Annotated in this window: 17 protein-coding genes; 10 read left to right on the top strand and 7 right to left on the bottom strand. The window is 58.0% G+C overall.

Going from position 1 to position 21036, the window contains the following annotated elements:
- Positions 1-4 precede the first annotated feature (4 nt).
- From NOX35_RS03300 to NOX35_RS03290, 3 genes are all read right to left on the bottom strand, one after another.
- A complete protein-coding gene (locus tag NOX35_RS03300; protein WP_256495713.1) occupies positions 5-1114 on the bottom strand; it encodes a TniQ family protein in 1110 nt (369 codons plus the stop codon).
- Between the two features lie 2 nt (positions 1115-1116).
- Entirely contained in the window at positions 1117-1347 is a 231-nt protein-coding gene (locus tag NOX35_RS03295) for a helix-turn-helix domain-containing protein (RefSeq protein WP_256495711.1), read from the bottom strand.
- Positions 1348-1493: 146 nt separating this feature from the next.
- Positions 1494-1772 carry a hypothetical protein gene (locus NOX35_RS03290; protein WP_256495710.1) on the bottom strand — a complete coding sequence of 93 codons (279 nt, stop codon included), beginning with the start codon at positions 1770-1772 and terminating at the stop codon, positions 1494-1496.
- A 485-nt stretch (positions 1773-2257) separates the two neighbouring features.
- Here NOX35_RS03290 and NOX35_RS03285 point away from each other — a divergent pair, with 485 nt between their 5' ends.
- Genes NOX35_RS03285 through NOX35_RS03255 form a run of 7 tightly spaced genes read left to right on the top strand, consistent with a single transcriptional unit; the run spans position 2258 to position 11972 of the window.
- Positions 2258-2581 carry a helix-turn-helix domain-containing protein gene (locus tag NOX35_RS03285; RefSeq protein ID WP_256495709.1) on the top strand — a complete coding sequence of 108 codons (324 nt, stop codon included), beginning with the start codon at positions 2258-2260 and terminating at the stop codon, positions 2579-2581.
- A 26-nt stretch (positions 2582-2607) separates the two neighbouring features.
- Positions 2608-3600, top strand: coding sequence for a restriction endonuclease (locus NOX35_RS03280; protein ID WP_256495708.1), 993 nt, complete (start codon positions 2608-2610; stop codon positions 3598-3600).
- 26 nt (positions 3601-3626) lie between these two features.
- Positions 3627-5756 carry a class I SAM-dependent DNA methyltransferase gene (locus tag NOX35_RS03275; protein ID WP_256495706.1) on the top strand — a complete coding sequence of 710 codons (2130 nt, stop codon included), beginning with the start codon at positions 3627-3629 and terminating at the stop codon, positions 5754-5756.
- Positions 5753-7021 carry a restriction endonuclease subunit S gene (locus tag NOX35_RS03270; protein ID WP_256495705.1) on the top strand — a complete coding sequence of 423 codons (1269 nt, stop codon included), beginning with the start codon at positions 5753-5755 and terminating at the stop codon, positions 7019-7021. The genes NOX35_RS03275 and NOX35_RS03270 overlap by 4 nt, the downstream gene beginning before the upstream one ends.
- A complete protein-coding gene (locus NOX35_RS03265; protein WP_256495704.1) occupies positions 7018-8331 on the top strand; it encodes an AAA family ATPase in 1314 nt (437 codons plus the stop codon). Before NOX35_RS03270 ends, NOX35_RS03265 begins: the two co-directional genes overlap by 4 nt.
- The gene (locus NOX35_RS03260; RefSeq protein WP_256495703.1) at positions 8332-8958 is read left to right on the top strand and encodes a retron system putative HNH endonuclease; all 627 of its coding nucleotides are present in this window, start codon (positions 8332-8334) and stop codon (positions 8956-8958) included.
- The gene (locus NOX35_RS03255; protein WP_256495702.1) at positions 8955-11972 is read left to right on the top strand and encodes a type I restriction endonuclease subunit R; all 3018 of its coding nucleotides are present in this window, start codon (positions 8955-8957) and stop codon (positions 11970-11972) included. Before NOX35_RS03260 ends, NOX35_RS03255 begins: the two co-directional genes overlap by 4 nt.
- Positions 11973-12295: 323 nt before the next feature.
- On the opposite strand, the gene glmS is transcribed toward NOX35_RS03255, so the two are convergent.
- Positions 12296-14212, bottom strand: coding sequence for a glutamine--fructose-6-phosphate transaminase (isomerizing) (glmS, locus tag NOX35_RS03250; protein ID WP_057091484.1), 1917 nt, complete (start codon positions 14210-14212; stop codon positions 12296-12298).
- Between the two features lie 136 nt (positions 14213-14348).
- Here glmS and NOX35_RS03245 point away from each other — a divergent pair, with 136 nt between their 5' ends.
- On the top strand, positions 14349-14849 hold the full coding sequence (locus NOX35_RS03245) for an Lrp/AsnC family transcriptional regulator (protein WP_182285585.1): 501 nt from the start codon (positions 14349-14351) through the stop codon (positions 14847-14849).
- A 127-nt stretch (positions 14850-14976) separates the two neighbouring features.
- Positions 14977-16110 (top strand): diguanylate cyclase AdrA, encoded by a 1134-nt coding sequence (locus NOX35_RS03240; protein ID WP_256495699.1) that lies wholly within the window; start codon positions 14977-14979, stop codon positions 16108-16110.
- A 4-nt stretch (positions 16111-16114) separates the two neighbouring features.
- Here the strand turns inward: NOX35_RS03240 and NOX35_RS03235 are convergent, their stop codons facing one another.
- Positions 16115-16912, bottom strand: coding sequence for a HAMP domain-containing sensor histidine kinase (locus NOX35_RS03235; RefSeq protein ID WP_342760604.1), 798 nt, complete (start codon positions 16910-16912; stop codon positions 16115-16117).
- Positions 16912-18360, bottom strand: coding sequence for a bifunctional UDP-N-acetylglucosamine diphosphorylase/glucosamine-1-phosphate N-acetyltransferase GlmU (glmU, locus tag NOX35_RS03230; protein WP_256495696.1), 1449 nt, complete (start codon positions 18358-18360; stop codon positions 16912-16914). Before glmU ends, NOX35_RS03235 begins: the two co-directional genes overlap by 1 nt.
- Positions 18361-18464: 104 nt before the next feature.
- Between glmU and NOX35_RS03225 the strand changes: the two genes are divergently transcribed.
- Positions 18465-19445 (top strand): LysR substrate-binding domain-containing protein, encoded by a 981-nt coding sequence (locus NOX35_RS03225; protein ID WP_256495694.1) that lies wholly within the window; start codon positions 18465-18467, stop codon positions 19443-19445.
- 187 nt (positions 19446-19632) lie between these two features.
- Here the strand turns inward: NOX35_RS03225 and tyrS are convergent, their stop codons facing one another.
- Positions 19633-20865: a tyrosine--tRNA ligase gene (gene tyrS, locus NOX35_RS03220; RefSeq protein WP_182285580.1), complete on the bottom strand. Its 1233-nt coding sequence runs from the start codon at positions 20863-20865 to the stop codon at positions 19633-19635.
- Positions 20866-21036: the final 171 nt, after the last annotated feature.

Raw genomic sequence — 21036 nt, 5'->3', positions numbered from 1 at the left:
AAATCTACTTGAAAGATATCGAAGAAACGGACCGCCTCTTCAGTAGTTTTCGTATTGCGTCCTCTGCACTTAAAGCATCAACCCCAAATTTTGCAAAGGACTCGTGCAGCCGTTGCCCAGTTAGAAATGCATCCAAGGCATGGCTTTCTTGCTGACTTGCACGCTCCTTATTCTTAAACTGCCGAGTGCCCTGCTTAAGCGCGCGGAATGCTTCCTCGCTGGAGCTGAACAGCACTGCCATGAGGGCGGTACAAACGAGCGTCGGATAGACCACATGTTTATCAATACACGCACCATCGACTTTCCGAACGCAGACTTGAGGAGACTTTATCGTTACATCTGGCATGTATCGGTTTAGCCAACTATTGGGAAACAGATCACGTATCAGGTCACTCGCGATGGAACGCTGCCCCACTTCACAGATGCGTAACCCAGCCTTCTGACATTCGGTCCTGACGACTGCTGACCACACAGCATGATCAGTGGGCGCAGGTTGGAGCAGCCATCCAACCATGAGTTGCTCAAAACGCTGTACAACAGGGTGAAGAGCTTCGTCACCAATGGCGTCAAGCATGTGTTCAGCACCGGCTTCTATGAGCTCATGCCCAGGAGCGTCTATGTCAGCGCTCAAAGGAGCTTTCAGCAAAGGCTCTCGATGCACAACACACCAATCCACACCAATCAGGTGGTGCTGGCGACGCCAGTAACTAAAGCCTCTAGCGGCACGATCCAAGCATGCGCACTTTGGGCACCACCGAAGGCTATTTACGGGGAGACGTCTTTTGGTATAGGTTTTAGTTTTTGATCTGCAGCCATCACCTTCGCCTAGAGCAGCGACACGCCCCGAGATAGGATTCAAGACTGGCAGCATTGAATGTTGCTTTGCCAATGTTCTTTCATCGAAATTGAGAAACATCGACACTAGCTGCAAGGGCGATCCCCGACCAGGAATTTGAAATTCACCACCTAGGGCTTGCAGCACAGCCTGAGAGGTGCTCAAGCCGTTCAGTCTGGCTATGCGGCCAACCAAGCCATTGATCAACTCATCATCCAAAGGGATAGGCAAGTTGCATAGACCAGTCAATTTTCCAAGTTGATTCGCAAGAATTTTCAAGCCTATAGCCCCGCCTCACGAAGTAAATCTGAAGCTTTGACACCCAACGTCTCAGCTAGATGCACAAGGCTGCCAATAGAAATACTCTTCTCCCCGCGCTCAATGACTCCAACATAGGTTCGATGGATCCCAGCTTCAAAACCCAAATCTTCTTGCGACCAACCCAACTCTAGGCGACGGCTGCGTACGGCTTTTCCAAGGGAAACTTCAGGTGACGGGCGTTTGTTTGGCACCCAAGAAGTACATCTTTATGCGCTCTATAAATCGACACTCTAAAGGTAGCATTTCAGTTGAGTTTTGATATCTTTTCGGAGCCATATGAGCATCAAAGATAAACCGCTACTTGCGCACTGACTGCTAAGCTAAAACACAAAATTCATCAGCTCTTTTGGTCATTCTTCTGCATCGCCCCCTCGTATCCCCCCTGGGCAACGCATTGCAAATGCTCACGCCCCTCGGCCTTCCACAAGAGATCTGCTCTTGATGGTTCAGCGATTGAGTCGCACGCATGCCAGAATTCTTTACCTTGACGATGACGGGGTACTGCTCTCAGCGCTCGTCTACCAACAACCAAAACCGGGAGTACTTCGGTATGGAACACCTTGGTTGCGCCTTGCTCGATTACGCCGAGGTTCTTGTTGATGCCCTTGTGCCACATCCCAATGTCTCAATCGTCTTGTCTAGTTCGTGGATCTGAATATTGAGGGTTCTGCGCTCACGAGTGATTGGCACAACTTTTCACAGCACGATGAGTAAGTTTTATTTCGACTCCTTGACTCGGGGCTCAAGTTTGAGCCGACGCCACAAGCTGTGGCCCACCCTAGGTAACGCTATATGACGAAGACTGGACGACGGTCACCTCTATCCGAATAGAAGATTCGAGGTCGCTGCTCCATTTGCAGCACTCCTGCCGTCTGGGCGGTGGTTTGCATGCGGCGACGACCAGTTGAATCCGCCCGACGAGGTTGTCGATGCCGTGGCGCTGATCCAGCACATGCTGGAAGCGTTCATCGCGGGGAGTCTAGGATTCAAAGGCTGTCAAGCAAGTGAAGCCTAGCAAGGACTAAAGCAGGAAGGTTTGGGATTCAAAGATGATTATCAGGCACTGATACAATTTCCTGAAAGCGTATTTTTGGAGCCATCATGAAACGGTTCATCGTCGGCATTCAGCGACCAGATGTTGTGGATCCTCAGCGATCTGGGAGTGAGTCGCCGCAGATTTGGTTCAGTTCATTGGCGTCGCTTGCGGCAGTGCTTTCAGATGACAATCGGCGCTTGCTGCGCCTAATCCACGAGAAGCAGCCGAAATCGCTAACGGAATTGGCTGAACTCAGCGGTCGGAAGGTACCGAACTTGTCCCGTACCTTGCGTCTCATGGCGAATTACGGTCTGGTCTCGTTGCAGCGCAATGTCCGGGATGTCCAACCGACTGCTCTGGCGACTGAGTTCGTGGTCGTGTTGGATTGATGGGTGCAAACATGAGAGGAAGCACGATGGCCAGAATGTGGATGGTGCGCGGCGAAGGTGGCAGCTTGTATGATGCCTTTCGAGAACGTGGCGTGGCTGCCGTGGGCTGGAACCAATTGGCGGCGCATGCCAAACCCGGTGTCGGGCGCAAGCAGTTGATCGATCTGTACAAGTCAGCCGAGCCACTGGCAAAACAAGGCACGGTGGTTTCGGGTGCATCCCAGGTCTGGCGTTTCGTCAACGACATTCGGGATGGCGACTGGATCATCACCTATTCGCCCGCCAATCGCCTTTACTCGATCGGCAATGTCATAGGACCACCCGAGCATCATCCCGAGTGGGCCGAGCAAGGTATGCCCCTAGTGCGCAAGGTACAGTGGCACGCGCAGGAACTGCCACGCGACAGCTTGGACACGAGCAGTAAAAACAGCCTAGGTTCGACCTTGACCATCTTCGAGGTGCCGTACAGCGCGGCAGCCGAAGTGCTGGCCGCACTGAAGGGTAAGCCCGCGCCAGCAGTTGAAGAGGAAGTCGAGGAAGTCATCGCCGATCCTCTGGCCGACATCGAGTCTCAGGCACTGGAACGCATTAAGGATCGGGTCAACGAACTGGACTGGGATGACATGCAGCAGCTGGTCGCAGGCATCCTACGCGCCATGGGCTACAAGACCCAAGTTTCGCCGCCTGGCTCCGACCGAGGGAAGGACATCGTTGCCTCGCCAGACGGGTTCGGCTTCGAACACCCGCGCATCGTCGTAGAGGTCAAGCATCGCAAGGGACAGATGGGTAGCCAAGAAATCCGCAGCTTCCTCGGCGGCCGCCACAAGGATGATCGAGGGCTGTATGTCAGCACGGGCGGTTTCAGTAAAGACGCCCTGTACGAAGCTGATCGCGCCTCAATTCCGCTGGCGATGTGGACACTGGACCACGTAGTGCGGGCGCTGATTGAGCATTATGAAAGGACCGACGCCGAAACCAAGCGGATCGTGCCTTTGAAACGGCTGTACTGGCCAGCCTAACCGAAAAAGAAGATGGTTCAATAACAATGAGCGTTAACTTTCAGCAACTCGCCAATTTCATCTGGTCGGTGGCCGACCTGCTGCGCGGCCCTTACCGTCCGCCACAGTATGAGCGCGTCATGCTGCCACTCACCGTGCTGCGCCGCTTCGATGCCGTGCTAGCGCCGAGCAAGGACGCCGTGCTTAAGCGGTACGAGCAGCTCAAAGCGAAGAATATCCAGAATATTGATGCAATCCTCAACAGCCTTGCCAAGGATGAGGAAGGCACTTCGCTGGGTTTTCACAACCACAGCCAGCTTGACTTCCACAAGCTTAAGGGCGACCCCGATAACATCGGCCGCCACCTGGCTGACTTCATCGCTGGCTTCTCAGAGAACGTCCGCAAGATCTTCGAGCGCTTCGAGTTCGACAAAGAGATTGAGAAGCTCGAAGAGTCCAATCGTCTCTACCAAGTGGTGTCCCAATTCGCCGAGATCGACCTGCACCCCAAGCGGGTGGACAACATCACCATGGGTCTGGTGTTCGAAGACCTGATCCGGCGCTTCAACGAGGCCGCAAACGAAACCGCTGGCGACCACTTCACCCCGCGTGAAGTCATCCAGCTCATGGTCAACCTGCTGCTGGAGCCCGACACCAGCGTGCTCACCCAGGCCGGCGTCATCGTCACCATCTGCGACCCCGCATGCGGCACCGGCGGCATGCTGGCCGAAGCGCAGAACTGGATTCGTGCCCACAACGATCAGGCCACGGTCAAGGTCTTCGGGCAGGATTACAACCCGCGCTCCTATGCCGTGGCCGCCTCCGACCTGTTGATCAAGGGTCACAAGGACGGGCAAGTGATGTTGGGCAACACCCTTACCGACGACCCGTTTCCGGACCACCGGTTCGACTATCTGCTGGCCAATCCGCCCTTCGGCGTGGACTGGAAAGCAGAGAAGAAAATCATCGACCATTGGCCCAACTTCCGTGGCTACAGCGGCAAGCTGCCGCGTATCAACGACGGTGCCCTGTTGTTCCTGCTCTACATGATGAGCAAATTCCAAGACTACAAGCCCGGCGACCGCGAAAAGGCTGGCTCACGTACTGCCGTCGTCTTCAATGGCTCGCCTTTGTTCACCGGCGGCGCCGGCAGCGGCGAAAGTGACATCCGTCGCTGGATCATTGAGCGCGATCAACTCGAAGCCATCGTCGCACTACCTGAGCAGATGTTCTACAACACCGGAATCGGTACCTTCATCTGGGTGGTCAGCAACCGCAAGGCCGCGCACCGCAAGGGCAAGATCCAGCTCATCGACGCTAGAGAACGCTACTCTCCCATGAGACGCAGCCTCGGCGACAAGCGTCGCTACCTTGACCAATCCGCGCTCGATGCCATCACCTGCGAACACGGCGCGATGGAATGCAGTCAGACCAGCCGCGTGTTTGACAACACGGACTTCGGCTATCGCCGCATCACCGTGCTGCGTCCGCTGCGCCTACGTTTCCAGATTACCGACGAAGCCCGAGAACGTTTCCTCAATACCTGTCCCGAACTGTTCGACGCTCTGCAAGCGGTACAGGACGAACTTGGCACCGAATCGTTTTTGGACTGGAACCAGGTCTGGACCACTGTGCAAAAAGTGTTTAAGACACTGCCCGACGATATGGAAGGTTGGACCAAAGGCGCCAAGGGCACCGCGCAGAAGAAAATTTTCCGCGACTGCTTTACCACTGTGGACCCCGATGCTGCACCAGTGATTGCCAAACACCACAAGACAGACCCTCTGCGGGACGCACGTTACTTTCCAGGCCAAATCCTGCCCACCGACCTCACCACGCAGGGCCTGTATGTCCTGCTCGGCCTGCACCGCGATGGCAAGAACGGCTTCATCGAGTACGAGCCTGACCCAACGCTGAAAGACGCCGAGAGCATCCCGTTGAAAGAAGACATCGTCAGCTACGTTCTGCGCGAGGTGCGTCCCTACGTGGACGATGTCTGGATCGACCGCGAGACACTGGACGAGCAGGACGGCGGCATCGGCAAGGTTGGCTACGAGATCAACTTCAGCCGCGTGTTCTTCCAGCACCAGCCGCCGCGCCCGTTGCATGAGATTGATGCGGAATTGGCAGAAGTGGAAAGGCGGATTCTGTACCTGCTGCGCGAGGTGACAGAGTGAGCCGCCCGCAAAAGTGGGAGACCATACCGCTACGGTATGTGTGCGAGTTGAATCCATCGGTTGCTTTCGACGGACTTGATGAAGATGAAGACCTAACCTTTCTGCCTATGGACAGAGTGAAGAGTGGGTACTTCATCGCAAACACTAGCAAGTTTTCAAAGTACGGAGCCTCATACACTGCTTTCGAGGATGGCGATATTGTCTTGGCTAAGGTCACCCCCTGCTTTGAGAACGGCAACATTGCAATCGCTGACAACCTTGTAGGAGGCAAGGGATTCGGTAGTTCGGAGCTATTCGTGATTCGCCCGACTGCGGCTGAGCGCAGGTTTCTCTTCTACTACTTCCAGTCCTCGACCTTCAAACAGGACGGCGAGGCATCAATGACAGGAGCTGGTGGCCTCAAGCGAGTGTCAACCGATGTTCTTCGCCAGCATCACTTGCCTTGCCCGAGCCGAGATGATCAGCGCCGAATCGCCAGCTACCTCGACCGCGAAACCGCACGCATCGACGGGCTAGTTACAGAGAAGGAACGAATGCTGGCGCTACTGGAAGAGAAGCACGCCGCCCTAATCAACCGCATCGTCACCCGCGGTCTCGACCCCAACGCGCCGCTCAAACGTTCTGGCCAAGCATGGCTGGGAGAAATTCCGGCTCATTGGGCTACTTGCCAACTAAAGCGCACCTGGGCTTCATCGGACTATGGACTGTCGGAAAGCATTAGGGACGAAGGAGATATAGCAGTCCTTCGTATGAGTTGCATTGTGAATGGGCGGATTGATGTTTCGAAGTCCGGCATGATTGCCGATGTTGACGACCACTTGCTGCTCCGGCGGAACGATCTGCTCTTTAACCGAACGAACAGTCTTGATCAGATTGCAAAGGTCGGGCTTGTGGATTTCGATCCCGACGAGCCCTTGACCTTCGCTTCCTACTTGGTTCGTATTCGTGCGAATCATCGCGCCACGCCACAGTACCTGGTCGCGCTACTGAATTCGTCACTGTTTCTGGAGTTTGCTCGAAAAAACGCAATTCCGGCGATCGGCCAAGCTAATCTGAGCCCGACCCGATACGGGGAGATTCACATCCCTCTGCCGCCAAAGGCCGAGCAAGATGAGATCGTCACCTTCCTCGAACGAGACGCCGCGACATCGACCCCAGTCCGCGAACATATAAGCAGCTCCATTAGTCTGTTGAAGGAGCGCCGCGCCGCGCTGATCTCCGCTGCCGTCACCGGCCAAATTCCGCTGGAGGAGATGTCTGGATGAAATTGGAATCCCTTTCCCTTGCCCACTGCGGTGGTTTTGAGCAACTCGATATCGCTTTCGAACCCGATGTAACGCTGATCGCTGGCGTCAACGGGGTGGGCAAATCCACGGTGCTACATGCACTGGCAGTGCTGCTGTCGCGTGCAATGCCGGAGTTCACGCCCTCACGTTCGACGCCGCTGTACTTCACCGATGATGATATCCACGGTGACAAGAGCTCACTGGAGGCGTTCGCGCGCATCCAGATAGATGGCCAGACCATCAACGCTGGGGTACAGCGCCTGCGCGCAGCGGACGAAAAAGGTGATCGCTTCATGCTACTGCGGCAGGCCGAAGCTGCCACTGGTACCACCGATTTTGTGCAGACGCTGAGCGCTCGCACGCTGACCGGTGAGCTGGAAGCGGGCATGCAGGAAACTCGCACCACGCTGGCGGCGCTTAAGAACGCGGCCCATCCGCCGTTGGCGGTGTATTTCTCGCCCAAGCGTCAGTTGCCCGGCCAGCCACGCAGCCTTCCGGAGGCCAAGCCTTTCGACCCTTCTATCGCCTACGGCCGTGCCCTACATGACCGCGAGGTGGAGCTGCGCGAGTTCATGCACTGGTTCCGCACGCAGGAAAAGCTGGGCGCTGATGGTGAGCCACGCCGCCTTAGAGTACTGGCTGCTCTGCGCGCCGTGATTAGCGAGCTGGTGCCCGAGTTCAGCAACCTGCGCATCAAGGAGCAACCGCGCCTGGGCTTTGTCGTGGACAAACGCGGCCAGCCTTTCTACTTGCATCAGCTTTCCGACGGCGAGCGCGGCCTATTGGCTTTGGTGTTCGACCTCACACGGCGCTTAGCCATCGCCAACCCGGATAGCGATAACCCGATCACCGACGGCGTGGCTTTAGTGCTGATCGACGAGATAGAACTGCACCTGCATCCCAAGTGGCAGCGCGATGTCTTGCAGCGCCTGCGCGATATCTTCAAGGCCTGCCAGTTCGTGGTGACAACCCATTCGCCTCTGGTGCTGGGCGAGGTACCGGCGCGCTGCGTACGTTTCCTCGAATTCGTGAACGGCAGGGTGGGCGTGACTGTGCCCACCGAGGCTTATGGCATGGATGCCAACCGCATCCTTCAGGAGTTTATGGATGCACCGGTGCGAAACCGGCAGGTGGAGGGTGAACTTAAGAGCCTTTTTGAACTAATCGACCTAGAGCATTTCGACGAAGCGCGCTCCACCATTGCTACGCTAGAACACCAACTGGGCGAGGACGAGCCAGAGCTGACCCGTGCTAGTTCGTTGATCCGCTTTCTGGAGGGCAGCGAATAGATGCGGACCATTCAAAAAGGACCGGAGCCGGGCACCTTGACCCAGCATCGCCAGAAGCAACATGCCGACTATGACAATTACACCGACAAGGCCACCTTGCGGCAAGCATTGGTGGCAGAACAGCGCGGGCTGTGCTGCTACTGCCAGTCGCGTATCCGCGCCACACCCGAGGGCATGAAGATCGAGCACTGGCAATGCCAAGCCGACTATCCTAAGCGGCAGCTCGATTTTGACAATCTGCACGGCTCCTGTCTGGGCGGGCATGGCCAGCCAGAGCGGGAGCAGCATTGCGATACACGCAAGGGCAACGATGCCCTGTGCTTCAGCGTGTGTGACCCCACTCACCCTATTGAACGGCAGATCAAGTTCCTGGGCGATGGGCGCATTGACTCCGATGATTTGGCTATCAAAGCGGCATTGAACAATGTGCTTAACCTTAACCGGTCTCGCCTTGTGAATAATCGCAAGGCAGTACTTGACGCGTTCAAGCAGCGACTTGGAAGGGGCGACCTGAATATTGCACAAGAACTCAGGAAATGGGATGGAACCCAAGCCGGAGATCTGCCTGAGTTTGCGCAGGTGATGGTGTTCTGGTTGAGAAAGAGAATATCGAGGGTCGCCGCATGAACAGTACCGGAGAAATTGCTTTTGAAACCGCTATCGAGGCGGTGTTGCTGGCCAATGGATACTCACGGATTGATGCCAAGGGCTTCGACCGTGAACGCGCAATTTTTCCCAAAGAAGCCTTGGCCTTTATCCGTGATACCCAAGGCAAACTATGGGACAAGCTGGAAGCATTGCACGGTGAGCAGACCAGTGCCCGAGTGCTGGAATCGCTGTGTAAATGGCTGGACACACACGGCACACTGGCCACACTGCGGCACGGCTTCAAGTGCTTCGGTAAGACTTTACGGATTGCGTTTTTTCGCCCGGCCCACGGCTTGAACCCGGAGCTGGAAGCACGCTATAAGGCCAATCGGTTGGTGCTGACCCGCCAACTGCATTTCAGCCCTAAGTCGGAAAAGTCGCTGGATGTTGTGCTGTCCGTCAATGGCCTTCCGGTGGTCACGTTGGAACTCAAAAACCCATTGAGTGGCCAGACGGCGGCCAATGCCATCCACCAGTACCGCTATGACCGCGACCCGCGTGAGCCCATCTTCGTTTTCACCAAACGAACGCTGGTGCATTTTGCGGTGGACACTGAAGAAGCGCATATGGCCACTCGCTTGGCCGGTTCATCCACCTACTTCCTACCCTTCAATCGAGGCATGGATGGAGGTGCCGGCAATCCGCCCGACCATGAAGGCCGCAACTACAAGACTGCCTATCTATGGGAAGAGGTGCTACAGAGCGACAGCCTGCTCGATCTGCTTGCCCGTTTTTTGCACCTAAATGTGGAAGAGAAGATCACTGACGACGGTAAAAAAGTGCGCAAGGAAAGTCTGATCTTTCCTCGCTACCACCAGTTGCAAGCGGTACGCCAGATGGAAAAGGCTGCCGCAAGTGAAGGCGCGGGACACAACTATCTTGTGGAGCATTCAGCCGGCAGTGGCAAAAGCAACACTATTGCTTGGTTGGCACACCGCCTGTCTAGTTTGCACAACGAAAGCAATGAACGGCTCTTTGACAGCGTGGTGGTCATCACCGATCGCGTGGTACTAGACCGCCAGTTGCAAAACACGATTTACCAGTTCGATCACCGCCAGGGTGTTGTGCAGAAGATCGACGAGAACTCGCGCCAGCTTGCAGAAGCACTCGAAGACGGTGTACCCATCATCATCACCACGCTGCAGAAGTTCCCGTTCGTGACAGGACAACTGGCTAAGCTCAACGAGGAACGCGGGGAAGGCAGCAAAAGCCATCTACCCCCCCGCAAGTATGCGGTGATCATCGACGAGGCACACAGCTCGCAATCGGGCGAAACGGCTACCGAGCTCAAGGCCGTGTTAGGCGGTACCGAGCTGCGCCGTAAGGCCCATGAAATGGCCGAGGAGGAAGACGAAGTCGAACTCGAACGATTGTTCCGCTCCATGGCCAAGCGTGGTCACCAGTCGAATATGAGCTTCTTTGCCTTCACCGCCACGCCTAAACACAAGACGCTAGCGATCTTCGGTCGCAGTGGTGAACCCTTCCATCGGTACACCATGCGCCAGGCCATTGAGGAAGACTTCATCGAGGACGTGCTAAAGAGCTACGTTACCTATAAGACGTATTACAAGCTGATCAAGAAGGCCGAAGACGACCCCAATGTCGAGCGCAATAAGGCGGCCAAGGCTTTGGCCCGCTTCATGCGCCTGCACCCACACAACATCGGCCAGAAAACCGAGGTAATGGTCGAGCATTTCCAGCAGTTCACCCGGCATAAGATTGGTGGACATGCCAAGGCGATGGTGGTTACTGGCTCGCGCTTGGAGGCGGTGCGCTACAAGCAGGAGTTCGACCGCTACATCAAGGAAAAGGGATACCCGATCAAGAGCCTTGTGGCATTCTCGGGCGCAGTGGAAGACGACAAGGTTCCGGAAAAGTCGTACACCGAGGTGGAGATGAATGACCGCCTGAAGGAAAAGGAGCTGCCCGACACCTTCGCCAAACCGGATTTCCGCGTGCTACTGGTAGCCGAGAAATACCAGACCGGCTTCGACCAGCCGTTATTGCACACGATGTACGTGGACAAGCGGCTGGCAGGCATTCAAGCCGTGCAGACATTGTCGCGCTTAAACCGGACACATCCACTCAAGAACGACACCTTCGTGCTGGACTTCGTCAACGATCCTGAAGAGATCCGGCAAGCCTTTCGTGACTACTACGAGGGCGCTGTGATGGGTGAGCAGGTTGATCCCGACAAGCTCTACGAAATGAAGGCCGAGTTGGATGCCTCTGGCGTTTACCTGCAAACTGAGATTGTCGAGTTTGCGCATGTGTTCTTTGCGCCTAAGCGCCGGCAGAGTCCCGGTGACCACAAGCTGATGAATGCAATTCTTGATCAGGCGGTTGCGCGCTTTGTGCAGTTGCAGAGCACCGAAGAGGATGAAGCAGAGTTGTGGCGTGGCAAGCTGCAGGCCTTTCGTAATCTGTACGGTTTCCTGAGCCAGGTGATTCCTTATCAGGACAGCGATCTGGAAAAACTCTTCACTTACCTGCGCCATCTCGCGTTGAAGCTGCCTAAGCGCAAGAGCGGACCGGGCTATCAGTTCGACGAGGAAGTTGAACTCGATTACTACCGCCTGCAGAAAATCAGCGAAGGCTCGATCAGCCTCAATGAGGGCTATGCCAAACCGCTTGACGGTCCGCGAGAGGTGGGCTCAGGCATGGTGCGTGAGGAACCCGTTTCGCTGTCACGCCTGATCGACATCATCAATCAGCGCTTCGGTGGCGAATTGAATGATGCAGATCAATTGTTCTTCGATCAGATCACCGAAGCCGCAAGCCAGAACGAGTCCTTGCAGAAGGCAGCAGAGGTCAACTCCCTAGACAAGTTCCAGCTCGTATTTCGGCAGGTCCTTGAGTCACTATTCATTGAGCGCTTGGAGCTGAATGAAGAGCTGTTCACTGATTACATGGGCAAGCCAGATATGCGGGAGCTGGTGTCCAAGTGGTTGGGTAGCCAAGTTTATGCTCGTCTTTCGATAGAGCACCGCTGATCTAACTGTACCGTTGAAGGCGCTGCAGTGACCTAGACCTCGAAATCAAATATCTCTAATCAGCCTAAAACAGGCATACAAAAGTGACGAGTCCTCCAGCCAAACTCAGCACAACAAAACAACCTCATGGCACTCATGACACAGCTGCTTTCAGGTAAAGGAGTCTAGTCGAGCAAGACCAACAAAGCTCTAGACGCAAAAAGCGCTCGCACCGAGCGCTTTTTGCTGCGATGAGCTCAAGCAACGAGTGACGTGCTCTGCTCGACTAACTTTATTCGTGTTCGACAAACTTTATTTGCTCTAGTCAGCAAGAAGCAATAGGCTTATTCCACCGTGACCGACTTGGCCAGGTTGCGCGGCTTGTCCACATCGGTGCCGCGTGCCACCGCCGTGTGATAGGCCAGCAACTGCAGCGGCACCACGTGCAGGATGGGGCTCAGCGCACCATAGTTCTCGGGCATGCGAATCACATGCATGCCTTCGCTGCTTTCGATATTGGTCTTGGCATCGGCCAGCACATAGAGAACACCGCCGCGCGCACGCACTTCCTGCATATTGCTCTTGAGCTTTTCCAGCAGTTCGTCGTTGGGCGCCACGGTGACCACAGGCATCTGGCTGTCCACCAGTGCCAGCGGGCCATGCTTGAGCTCGCCGGCGGGATAGGCCTCGGCGTGGATGTAGCTGATTTCCTTGAGCTTGAGCGCTCCTTCCAGAGCGATGGGGTAGTGAATGCCACGACCCAGGAACAGTGCGTTTTCCTTCTTCGCAAAGTCTTCAGCCCAGCTGATGATTTGCGGCTCCAGCGCCAGCACGGATTGCAGGGCAACGGGAAGGTGACGCATGGCCGTCAGATATTGCTGTTCCTTCTCTTCCGTGAGACGCCCCTTGGACTGTGCCAGCGCCAGCGTCAGCAGGAACAGGCCTGCAAGCTGTGTCGTGAAGGCCTTGGTCGATGCCACGCCGATTTCCACGCCGGCGCGCGTGATATAGGCCAGCTCGCATTCGCGCACCATGGCGCTGGTGGCCACATTGCAGATGGTCAGGCTGTGCTTCATGCCCAGGCTCTGGGCATGGCGCAGGGCCGCCAATGTATCGGCCGTCTCGCCCGACTGGCTGATGGTCACGATCAGCGTCTTGGGATCGGGCACGCTGGTGCGATAGCGGTACTCGCTGGCCACTTCCACATTGCAGGGAATGCCGGCAATCGCCTCGATCCAGTACTTGGCCGTGCAGCCGCTGTAATAGCTGGTGCCGCAGGCCAGAATCAGGACCCGGTCGATCTCCTTGAATACTCGCCAGGCCGCCGCGCCGGTCTTGCCTTCCGAAGTGACTCCGTCAAACAGCTCGGGGGCGATGTTCTTCAGGCCTTCCAGCGTATCGCCCAAAGCGCGCGGCTGCTCGAAGATTTCCTTCTGCATGTAGTGGCGATAAGGGCCCAATTCGGCTGCGCCGCTATGCGCCATCACGGTTCTGACCGGGCGCTGCTGCTCTGTCAAACGCTCGCCGCTCTTGCTGATGACCCAGTAGCGTCCCGGCTGCAGGTCGATCAGATCGCCCTCTTCCAAGTAGACGATCTGGTCGGTTACACCCGCCAGCGCCATCGCATCGCTGGCCAGGAAATGTTCAGCACCGTCCTTGCCCACACCCAGAATCAGCGGCGAGCCGGCACGAGCGCCCACCACACGGCTGGGCTCATCCCGGTGCATCACGCCAATCGCGTAGGCGCCATGCAGGCGAGCCGTCGCGGCTTGCACGGCCTCGAAAAGATCGCCGTTGTAGAGGCTGTCCACCAGGTGAGCAATGACCTCGGTGTCGGTCTGGCTGGCAAATACATAGCCCTTGGCCTGCAGCTCGGCACGCAGGGCTTCGTAGTTCTCGATGATGCCGTTGTGCACCAGGGCCACGCGTGCCGGCGCATCGGCATCGGCCACGGGCGAGATGCCGGGACCATGGCTGAAGTGGGGATGGGCATTGCGCACGGCAGGCTCGCCGTGAGTGGCCCAGCGGGTATGGGCAATGCCGGTGAAACCTTCCACATGCTCGGTCTTGACCTGCTCCATCAACTCGGCCACGCGGGCTGTAGAGCGCGCACGCTGCAAACCCAGGCTCAAGCCGCTGGCATCCGCTGCCTGTACAGCCACACCACAGGAGTCATAACCACGATACTCCAGCCGCTGCAGACCCTGGACCAGAACCGGAACAATATTGCGATGAGACACCGCAGCAACAATGCCACACATAGAGATACACCTTAGGTTGTTTGAGCGAGCATGCTAACGGTTGCAATAAAAAATTTTCAATCAATAAAAACAACGAAATGATTGAAAATTTCATCAAACCGGAATATTGATTATTTATTCAATAAAATTCAAATAAATGAATGAAAATTCCATCAATCTGGACGACACCGACTTGCAACTGCTACAGCAATTGCAGCTGGATGCCAGCCTGAGCAACCAGGCCCTGGCCCGGCATCTCAAGCTGTCTGCCCCTACCTGCCTGCGTCGTGTCAAGCGCCTGCAGGAGCTGGGTCTGATCGAGAAACAAGTCGCCATCCTGAGCAGCGAACACATCGCCCGCCTCACCGGTCATGGCCTGCAGGCCATTGTGGAGGTCTCGCTGGACCGGCAGGACAGCAGCTCACTGCTGCAATTCGAGCACAAAGCCGTGGCCGAATCCGGCGTGCAGCAATGCTGGCGCGTCTCTCCCGGACCCGACTTCATCCTCGTTATTGCCACCATCGATATGCCTGCCTATCTGGCATTGAGCCAGAAGCTGTTCACGCAGGATGCCAATGTGCGCAATGTCAAAGCCTTCTTCAGCATCAAGCGAGCCAAATTCAGCACCGAACTGCCCTTGCCCGTCCCCAATCACTAGGGACTTGCACGCCTTGATTTTTGAACCGCCATGTGTGGTGCGGATGCCGCGTGAGCTCCTCAATGATTGATACAAATTGTATTAATTAGATTATTCTCGCAACCTTGACTTAAGCCAATTCCACCAGATGCCCTTGCATCGAGATATTCACCGCCGGACCTACCCTCTGCGCGCCTCTTATATGGCACTGGGCGGAGCGGTGGTGGCTGCGAGCCTGTCATATATCCCGACCAATCTCGCCTGGTGGGCATTCACGACGGTCAGTGCGCTGCTATGGCCGCATATTGCTTTTTTGCATTCGAGCCGGCAACAGGATCAGTTCCATGCGGAGTATTGCAATTCTCTGATAGATGCGCTGATCGTCGGCTGCTGGATTTCTCTGATGCACTGGAGCCTGCTGCCCAGCATCTGCATTCTGGCCATCGGCGTGGCCGACCGCTTCTATACCGGCTTGAAGCGCCGCTGGCTGCCTTCCTTGATCGCGCTGCTGTGCGGCATGCTGTTCACGAGCATCGCCATAACGCCCACCCCGCAGTGGGACGCACCACTGGCGGTGCAGCTCAGCCTGCTGCCACTGATCATTCTGCACAGCGCCTATGCCAGCTGGTCCAACAGCCGAATGCTCAAGACCCTGGCCAGGCAGAACCTGCAGCTCAAGCTATTGGGACGCATCGATCCTCTGACCACGGTATACAGCCGCGACTACTGGTGGAAAAAAGCCCGTGCCGCGCTGCATCAGCACCGCACCGCCAAGGAGCAGACCTGCCTGCTGGTGATTGACATTGACCGTTTCAAAAGCGTGAATGATCTGTACGGCCATATTGTGGGCGACGATGTTTTGAAAATGATCGGGCTGGCGATTAGAAACAGCCTGCGCAGCAACGATATTGCAGGGCGCTACGGCGGCGATGAATTCACCGTTCTTTGCAAGCACACCACGGCCAAGGAGGCATATTCGGTCGCCATGCGTATTTGCGAAAAAATTGCTCAGATACGCGTTCGCGAATATCCACAGTTGCACATCAGTGCGAGTATCGGCGTTGCGGCAGCCGATGAAGGTTTTGGCTCGGTGACCGAGTGGATAAAAGCGGCCGACAGTGCGCTTTACAGCGCCAAGAGCGGCGGGCGCGACCAGGTGATGGATGCCACGCAGCAACCCGAGCGGCAGCACAGCCCCTCGACCATGCCCATGCGACCGGGATCCACGCGACTCAGCCCGGCGAGTGCCGAGCAGAAAAGCCTGGACCGCGACGTGGTCTGACCACTCAGGGCAGGCAGGTGGGCCAATGCATCTGCAACTGGCATCCCACATGGGGCCGGGCTTGAATTTCCGCCTCGCCGCCATGGCGGCGGCAGATATCGCGCACCAGCGCCAGGCCAATACCGAGGCCCTCGAACTCGGCCTCGCGATGCATACGCTGAAAGACGCCAAACAGCTTGCCCGCGCGCGCCTGCTCGAAGCCGGCTCCGTTGTCGGCCACGGTGATGAAGCAGCCGCCCTGCCCGTCGCGCTGCACATCGACCTGGATGCGCGCCTGCGGTACGGCCCGCGTGAACTTGACGGCATTGGCGAGAGCTGCGTCCAAAGCCTGTTCCAGCAGATGCGGATCTGCCTGCAACATGGGGGCGGCAGCGGGCAGACACCACTCTATGTGTCGGCCTTGCGCGCCTGCCTGCAGGCGCTGGCGCAGACTGCCCAGCAAGGCCAGCAAGTCCACTGGCTGCGGCTGCAGCACATGGCTCTGAGCGCGATTCAGCTTCAGCAAGCCGTCGAACATGGCCGCCATGCGCTGGGCGGACTGCTCCATGGTCTGGAGGAAGCTGCGCGCCTCCTCCAAGTCTTCGGCACCGGGACTGGCGGACTGCAGCAGCTCGGCAACCAGGGGATTGAACGCCAGCAGATGGCGCAGCGGCGCCCGCAAATCATGCGATACGGCATGCATCCATTCCTGCTGGGCCGTGCGCAAGGCGGCCAGTTCGGCCTCGCGCCTGGCCAGCAGCGCCAGCGCTTCGTCCAGGGACTGGGGCACCATGCTATCCAAAGCTTGCTGCGCTTGTTCCATCAGGCTTTGGGCAGCTTTTCAGGACGCTTCCAGTTGCGGATGCTGACCTGCCTGCCACGTCCTACCGTCAAGGCACCAGCCTCCGTATTCTTGGTCACGGTGGAGCCACCGCCCACCGTGCCGCCAGCGGCAATCGTCACGGGAGCCACCAGCACGCAGTTGCTGCCAATATGCACATCGGCCTCGATCACGGTACGGTGCTTGTTCACGCCGTCATAGTTGGCAGTGATGCTGCCTGCACCATAGTTCACGCGCTCGCCCACCGTGGCATCGCCCAGATAGGCCAGGTGATTGGCCTTGGCGCCGTCGGCCAGGCTGGAGTTCTTCACTTCCACGAAGTTGCCGATATGCACTTCGCGACCCAGCCTGGCTCCGGGGCGCAGGCGGGCAAACGGGCCGATCAGCGCGCCCTGGCCAACCTCCACACCGGCCTTCTCGCCATCGATGTGCGTGAAGGGGTGGATCACGGCATCGTCGGCAATGCTCACATTGCTGAGATGGCAGTTGGCCCCGATCCGGGCACCAGCGCCAATCGTCACCTTGCCGGCAAAGATGCAGTTCACGTCGATTTCCACATCCTGGCCGCAGCTCAGGCTGGCCTTGGTGCCGCGAGCATCGTCACGCAGATCGATGCGCGCAGGATCAGCCATGCGCACGCCCTGCTCCATCAGCTCGCGCGCCTGGCGCAGCTGGTGGGCGCGCTCCAGCTCTGCCAGTTGCAGCGGGCTGTTGACGCCCGCCACCTGCAGCGCATCGGCAATGCGGTGGCCCACCACGGGTACGCCGTCGGCCACGGCCATGGCGACGATATCGGTCAGGTAGTACTCGCCCTGGGCATTGTTGTTGTCGAGCTTGGCAAGCCAGGCCGTCAGATGCCTGGCGGGCACGGCCATGATGCCGCTGTAGATCTCGGTGATGGCGCGTTCGGCCTCGCTGGCGTCCTTTTGCTCGACGATGCGCTGCACCGTGCCGGCATCGTTGCGCACGATGCGGCCATAGCCCGTGGGATCGGCCATGGTCACGGTGAGTAGCGCCATCTTGTCGCTGCCTGCGGCATCGAGCAGACCCTGCAGCGTGTCGGCCCGGGTCAGCGGCACATCACCCGACAGCACCACGACCAGGCCATCGTCCTTGAGCACGGGCACGGCCTGCTGCACGGCATGGCCGGTTCCCAGCTGGGGCTCCTGGCGCACAAACTTCAGGTCCATTGCAACATGGGTGCCATCCCCGCCCCCCGCGCCATTGGCAGCGGCGATGGCCGCCTCCACTTCCGCAGCACCATGGCCAGTCACCACGACAGCCGAGCGCGCCTTGAGCTGCGCAGCAGTATCCAGCACATGCTGCAACAGGGCACGACCGGCCAGCTTTTGCAGCACCTTGGGATGGCGGCTTTTCATGCGGGTGCCTTTGCCGGCAGCCATGACGACGATGTCCAGAGGTGCAGTCATATTGATTTGTGGGATGAAAACTGCCTGATTATCGACCCATAGTCGTGGTCGGCAACTGCAAGCGCAGGCAACAGTCGCCGCAAACACCTTATGCTTGCCCTGCCATGCCTCATGCCACCACCAGCCCCACTCCGCTGCTTCGCACCCGCGCCATCGGCGCCGGCCATCTGCGCGCCTTTCTGGCCGTAGCCCGACACCTGAACTTTCGTGCTGCGGCGGACGAGCTGGCACTGACCCAATCTGCCGTCAGCCGCCAGATCCAGTCGCTGGAAGACGAGGTGGGCATCCCTCTGTTCCTGCGCCATTCGCGCGCCGTGGAACTGACGGGTGCCGGCGCCCAGCTGCTGCATGCCGTGCAGCCTGCATTGGAATCGATCGACGCCACCGTGCGCCAGATCCGCCAGACCGTGGGCCGCAAGAGCGTGGCCATCACCACCTGGGCCAGCTTTGCCGCCATGTGGCTGATTCCGCGCCTGGAGGCTTTCCAGCGCGACCATCCCGATATCGACATTCGCATAGACACGGGCGACGCCGTGGTGGATCTGGAAACCACCGATGTGGACCTGGCCATACGCTACAGCGCCGGCGTCTCCGATGCCGCCGCAAAGGCCTTGTTCGGCGAAGAACTGGTGCTGGTCGCAAGCCCAGCCCTGCTGAAGAGCGGCCCTGCCGTGCACAGCCCCGCCGATGCGGCCCGCTACACGCTGATTGAAACCGGCGACGTGCACCGCATGCCCCAGCTGGAGTGGCTGAGCTGGCAGCGCTGGTTTGCCGCCAACGGCTGCGACCAGCTGCAGCCGCCGCGCTGGCTGTACTTCAACTACGCCCACCAGATCGTGCAGGCCGCGCTGGCGGGCCAGGGTCTGGCCATCGCGCGCCTGCCGCTGGTGGCCGATGCGCTGGCGGCCGGCACCCTGATCGAGGTATTGCCCGAGCATCGCCTGGCGTCGCCTCTGTCGTACTGGCTGCTGCAAGGCCCGCGCAGCAGCGAGCGGCCCGAAGTGCAGGCCTTCTGTCAGTGGCTGATGGAACAGGCCGGCCAGACACGCGACGCCATGCAGGGTGCGAGCGAGCCAACCCAATAAAAAAGAGAGCTATTCACGCATGAGTTGCATCGGTTTCAAATACAAAGTGATTTGAAACGTAGATGTATCAAGCGTAAACAGCTCTCATTTTTACTGTCACCTCTTTAGGCCAAGCCACAGCGGCAAAGGCCTTGACCTGTGGCGCCAAGCGCAAAAAAGGCGAATGGGGCAAGGCGCCCCAGGGCGCTCAGCTCAGCGTGACGCGCGCAAACTTGCGCTTGCCCACCTGCAGCACAAAGGTGCCCGCATCCAGCTTCAATGCGCGGTCGCTGATGACGTTGCCGTCAACGCGCACACCGCCGCCATCGATCAGGCGGTTGGCTTCGCCGGTCGATGCAGCCAGATTGGCCTGCTTGACCAGCGCACCAATGCCCAGCGGAGCGCCGGACAGGCTGATTTCAGGGATGTCATCGGGAATGCCGCCCTTGGAACGGTTGATGAAATCCTGCTCGGCCGCATCGGCGGCTTCGGCGCTGTGGAAGCGCGCGGTGATCTCCTTGGCCAGAGCCACCTTGGCATGCTTGGGATTGCCGCCGGCCTCGATCTCGGCCTTGAGCGCGGCGATCTCGGCCAGGCTCTTGAAGGACAGCAGGGTGTACCAGTCCCACATCAGATCGTCCGAGATCGACAGCACCTTGGCGAACATGGTGTTGGCGTCTTCGGTGATGCCGATGTAGTTGTTCTTGGACTTGGACATCTTGTGCACGCCGTCCAGGCCCACCAGCAATGGCATTGTGAGCACACACTGCTGCTCCTGAGCATATTCAGCCTGAAGATGCCTGCCCATCATCAGATTGAACTTCTGATCGGTGCCGCCCAGCTCCAGATCGGACTTGAGCGCCACCGAGTCATAGCCCTGCAGCAGCGGGTAGAGAAACTCGTGCAGGCTGATGGAGCTGCCGTCGGTGAAGCGCGTATGGAAGTCGTTGCGCTCCATCATGCGCGCCACCGTGTACTTGGCCGACAGCTGGATCATGCCGCGCGCGCCCAGCTGGTCGCACCACTCGCTGTTGTAGCGCACCTCGGTCCTGGCCGGGTCCAGCACCTTGGCGGCCTGGGTGTAATAAGTCTCGGCATTGACCTTGATCTGCTCGGCCGTCAGCGGCGGGCGTGTGGAGTTGCGGCCCGAAGGGTCACCGATCAGCGTGGTGAAGTCGCCGATCAGGAAGATCACCTGATGGCCCAGATCCTGCAGCTGGCGCATCTTGTTGAGCACCACGGTATGGCCCAGGTGAATGTCGGGAGCTGTCGGATCCAGACCCAGCTTGATGCGCAGGGGCACGCCGGTGGCTTCCGACCTGGCCAGCTTCTGGACCCACTCGTCCTTGGGCAGCAGCTCATCGACTCCACGCAGAGTGACTTCCAGCGCCTGGTTCACTCTGTCGGTCACGGGAAAACTTGTAACAGCAGATTGATTCATAAGGGTTTTTCGGCAGGCGAGGTAGGACGCGGCCGATATACTTGGAGGTTTGGTGTTACGGTCAATTCTAGACTGCTCCCTCATAAAGACCTCTTTGGATGGACTTATGGCACGGTAGAGCTGCTGGAGACGTGTCAGTCGTAACAAATACCAACTCCACCGACACGCTTT

The organism is Comamonas sp. C11, from assembly GCF_024496285.1.
Classification (GTDB): Bacteria; Pseudomonadota; Gammaproteobacteria; order Burkholderiales; family Burkholderiaceae_C; genus Comamonas; species Comamonas testosteroni_F.
This window is presented reverse-complemented; position numbering and strand designations above follow the sequence as displayed.

Coding starts and splice junctions, on each gene's coding strand:
- NOX35_RS03285 (WP_256495709.1), top strand. CDS start 2,258: ATGAAACGGTTCATCGTCGGCATTCAGCGACCAGATGTTGTGGATCCT.
- NOX35_RS03290 (WP_256495710.1), bottom strand. CDS start 1,772: ATGTGGCACAAGGGCATCAACAAGAACCTCGGCGTAATCGAGCAAGGC.
- NOX35_RS03280 (WP_256495708.1), top strand. CDS start 2,608: ATGGCCAGAATGTGGATGGTGCGCGGCGAAGGTGGCAGCTTGTATGAT.
- NOX35_RS03275 (WP_256495706.1), top strand. CDS start 3,627: ATGAGCGTTAACTTTCAGCAACTCGCCAATTTCATCTGGTCGGTGGCC.
- glmU (WP_256495696.1), bottom strand. CDS start 18,360: ATGACTGCACCTCTGGACATCGTCGTCATGGCTGCCGGCAAAGGCACC.
- NOX35_RS03260 (WP_256495703.1), top strand. CDS start 8,332: ATGCGGACCATTCAAAAAGGACCGGAGCCGGGCACCTTGACCCAGCAT.
- NOX35_RS03245 (WP_182285585.1), top strand. CDS start 14,349: ATGAATGAAAATTCCATCAATCTGGACGACACCGACTTGCAACTGCTA.
- NOX35_RS03235 (WP_342760604.1), bottom strand. CDS start 16,912: ATGGAACAAGCGCAGCAAGCTTTGGATAGCATGGTGCCCCAGTCCCTG.
- tyrS (WP_182285580.1), bottom strand. CDS start 20,865: ATGAATCAATCTGCTGTTACAAGTTTTCCCGTGACCGACAGAGTGAAC.
- NOX35_RS03240 (WP_256495699.1), top strand. CDS start 14,977: ATGCCCTTGCATCGAGATATTCACCGCCGGACCTACCCTCTGCGCGCC.
- glmS (WP_057091484.1), bottom strand. CDS start 14,212: ATGTGTGGCATTGTTGCTGCGGTGTCTCATCGCAATATTGTTCCGGTT.
- NOX35_RS03265 (WP_256495704.1), top strand. CDS start 7,018: ATGAAATTGGAATCCCTTTCCCTTGCCCACTGCGGTGGTTTTGAGCAA.
- NOX35_RS03255 (WP_256495702.1), top strand. CDS start 8,955: ATGAACAGTACCGGAGAAATTGCTTTTGAAACCGCTATCGAGGCGGTG.
- NOX35_RS03225 (WP_256495694.1), top strand. CDS start 18,465: ATGCCTCATGCCACCACCAGCCCCACTCCGCTGCTTCGCACCCGCGCC.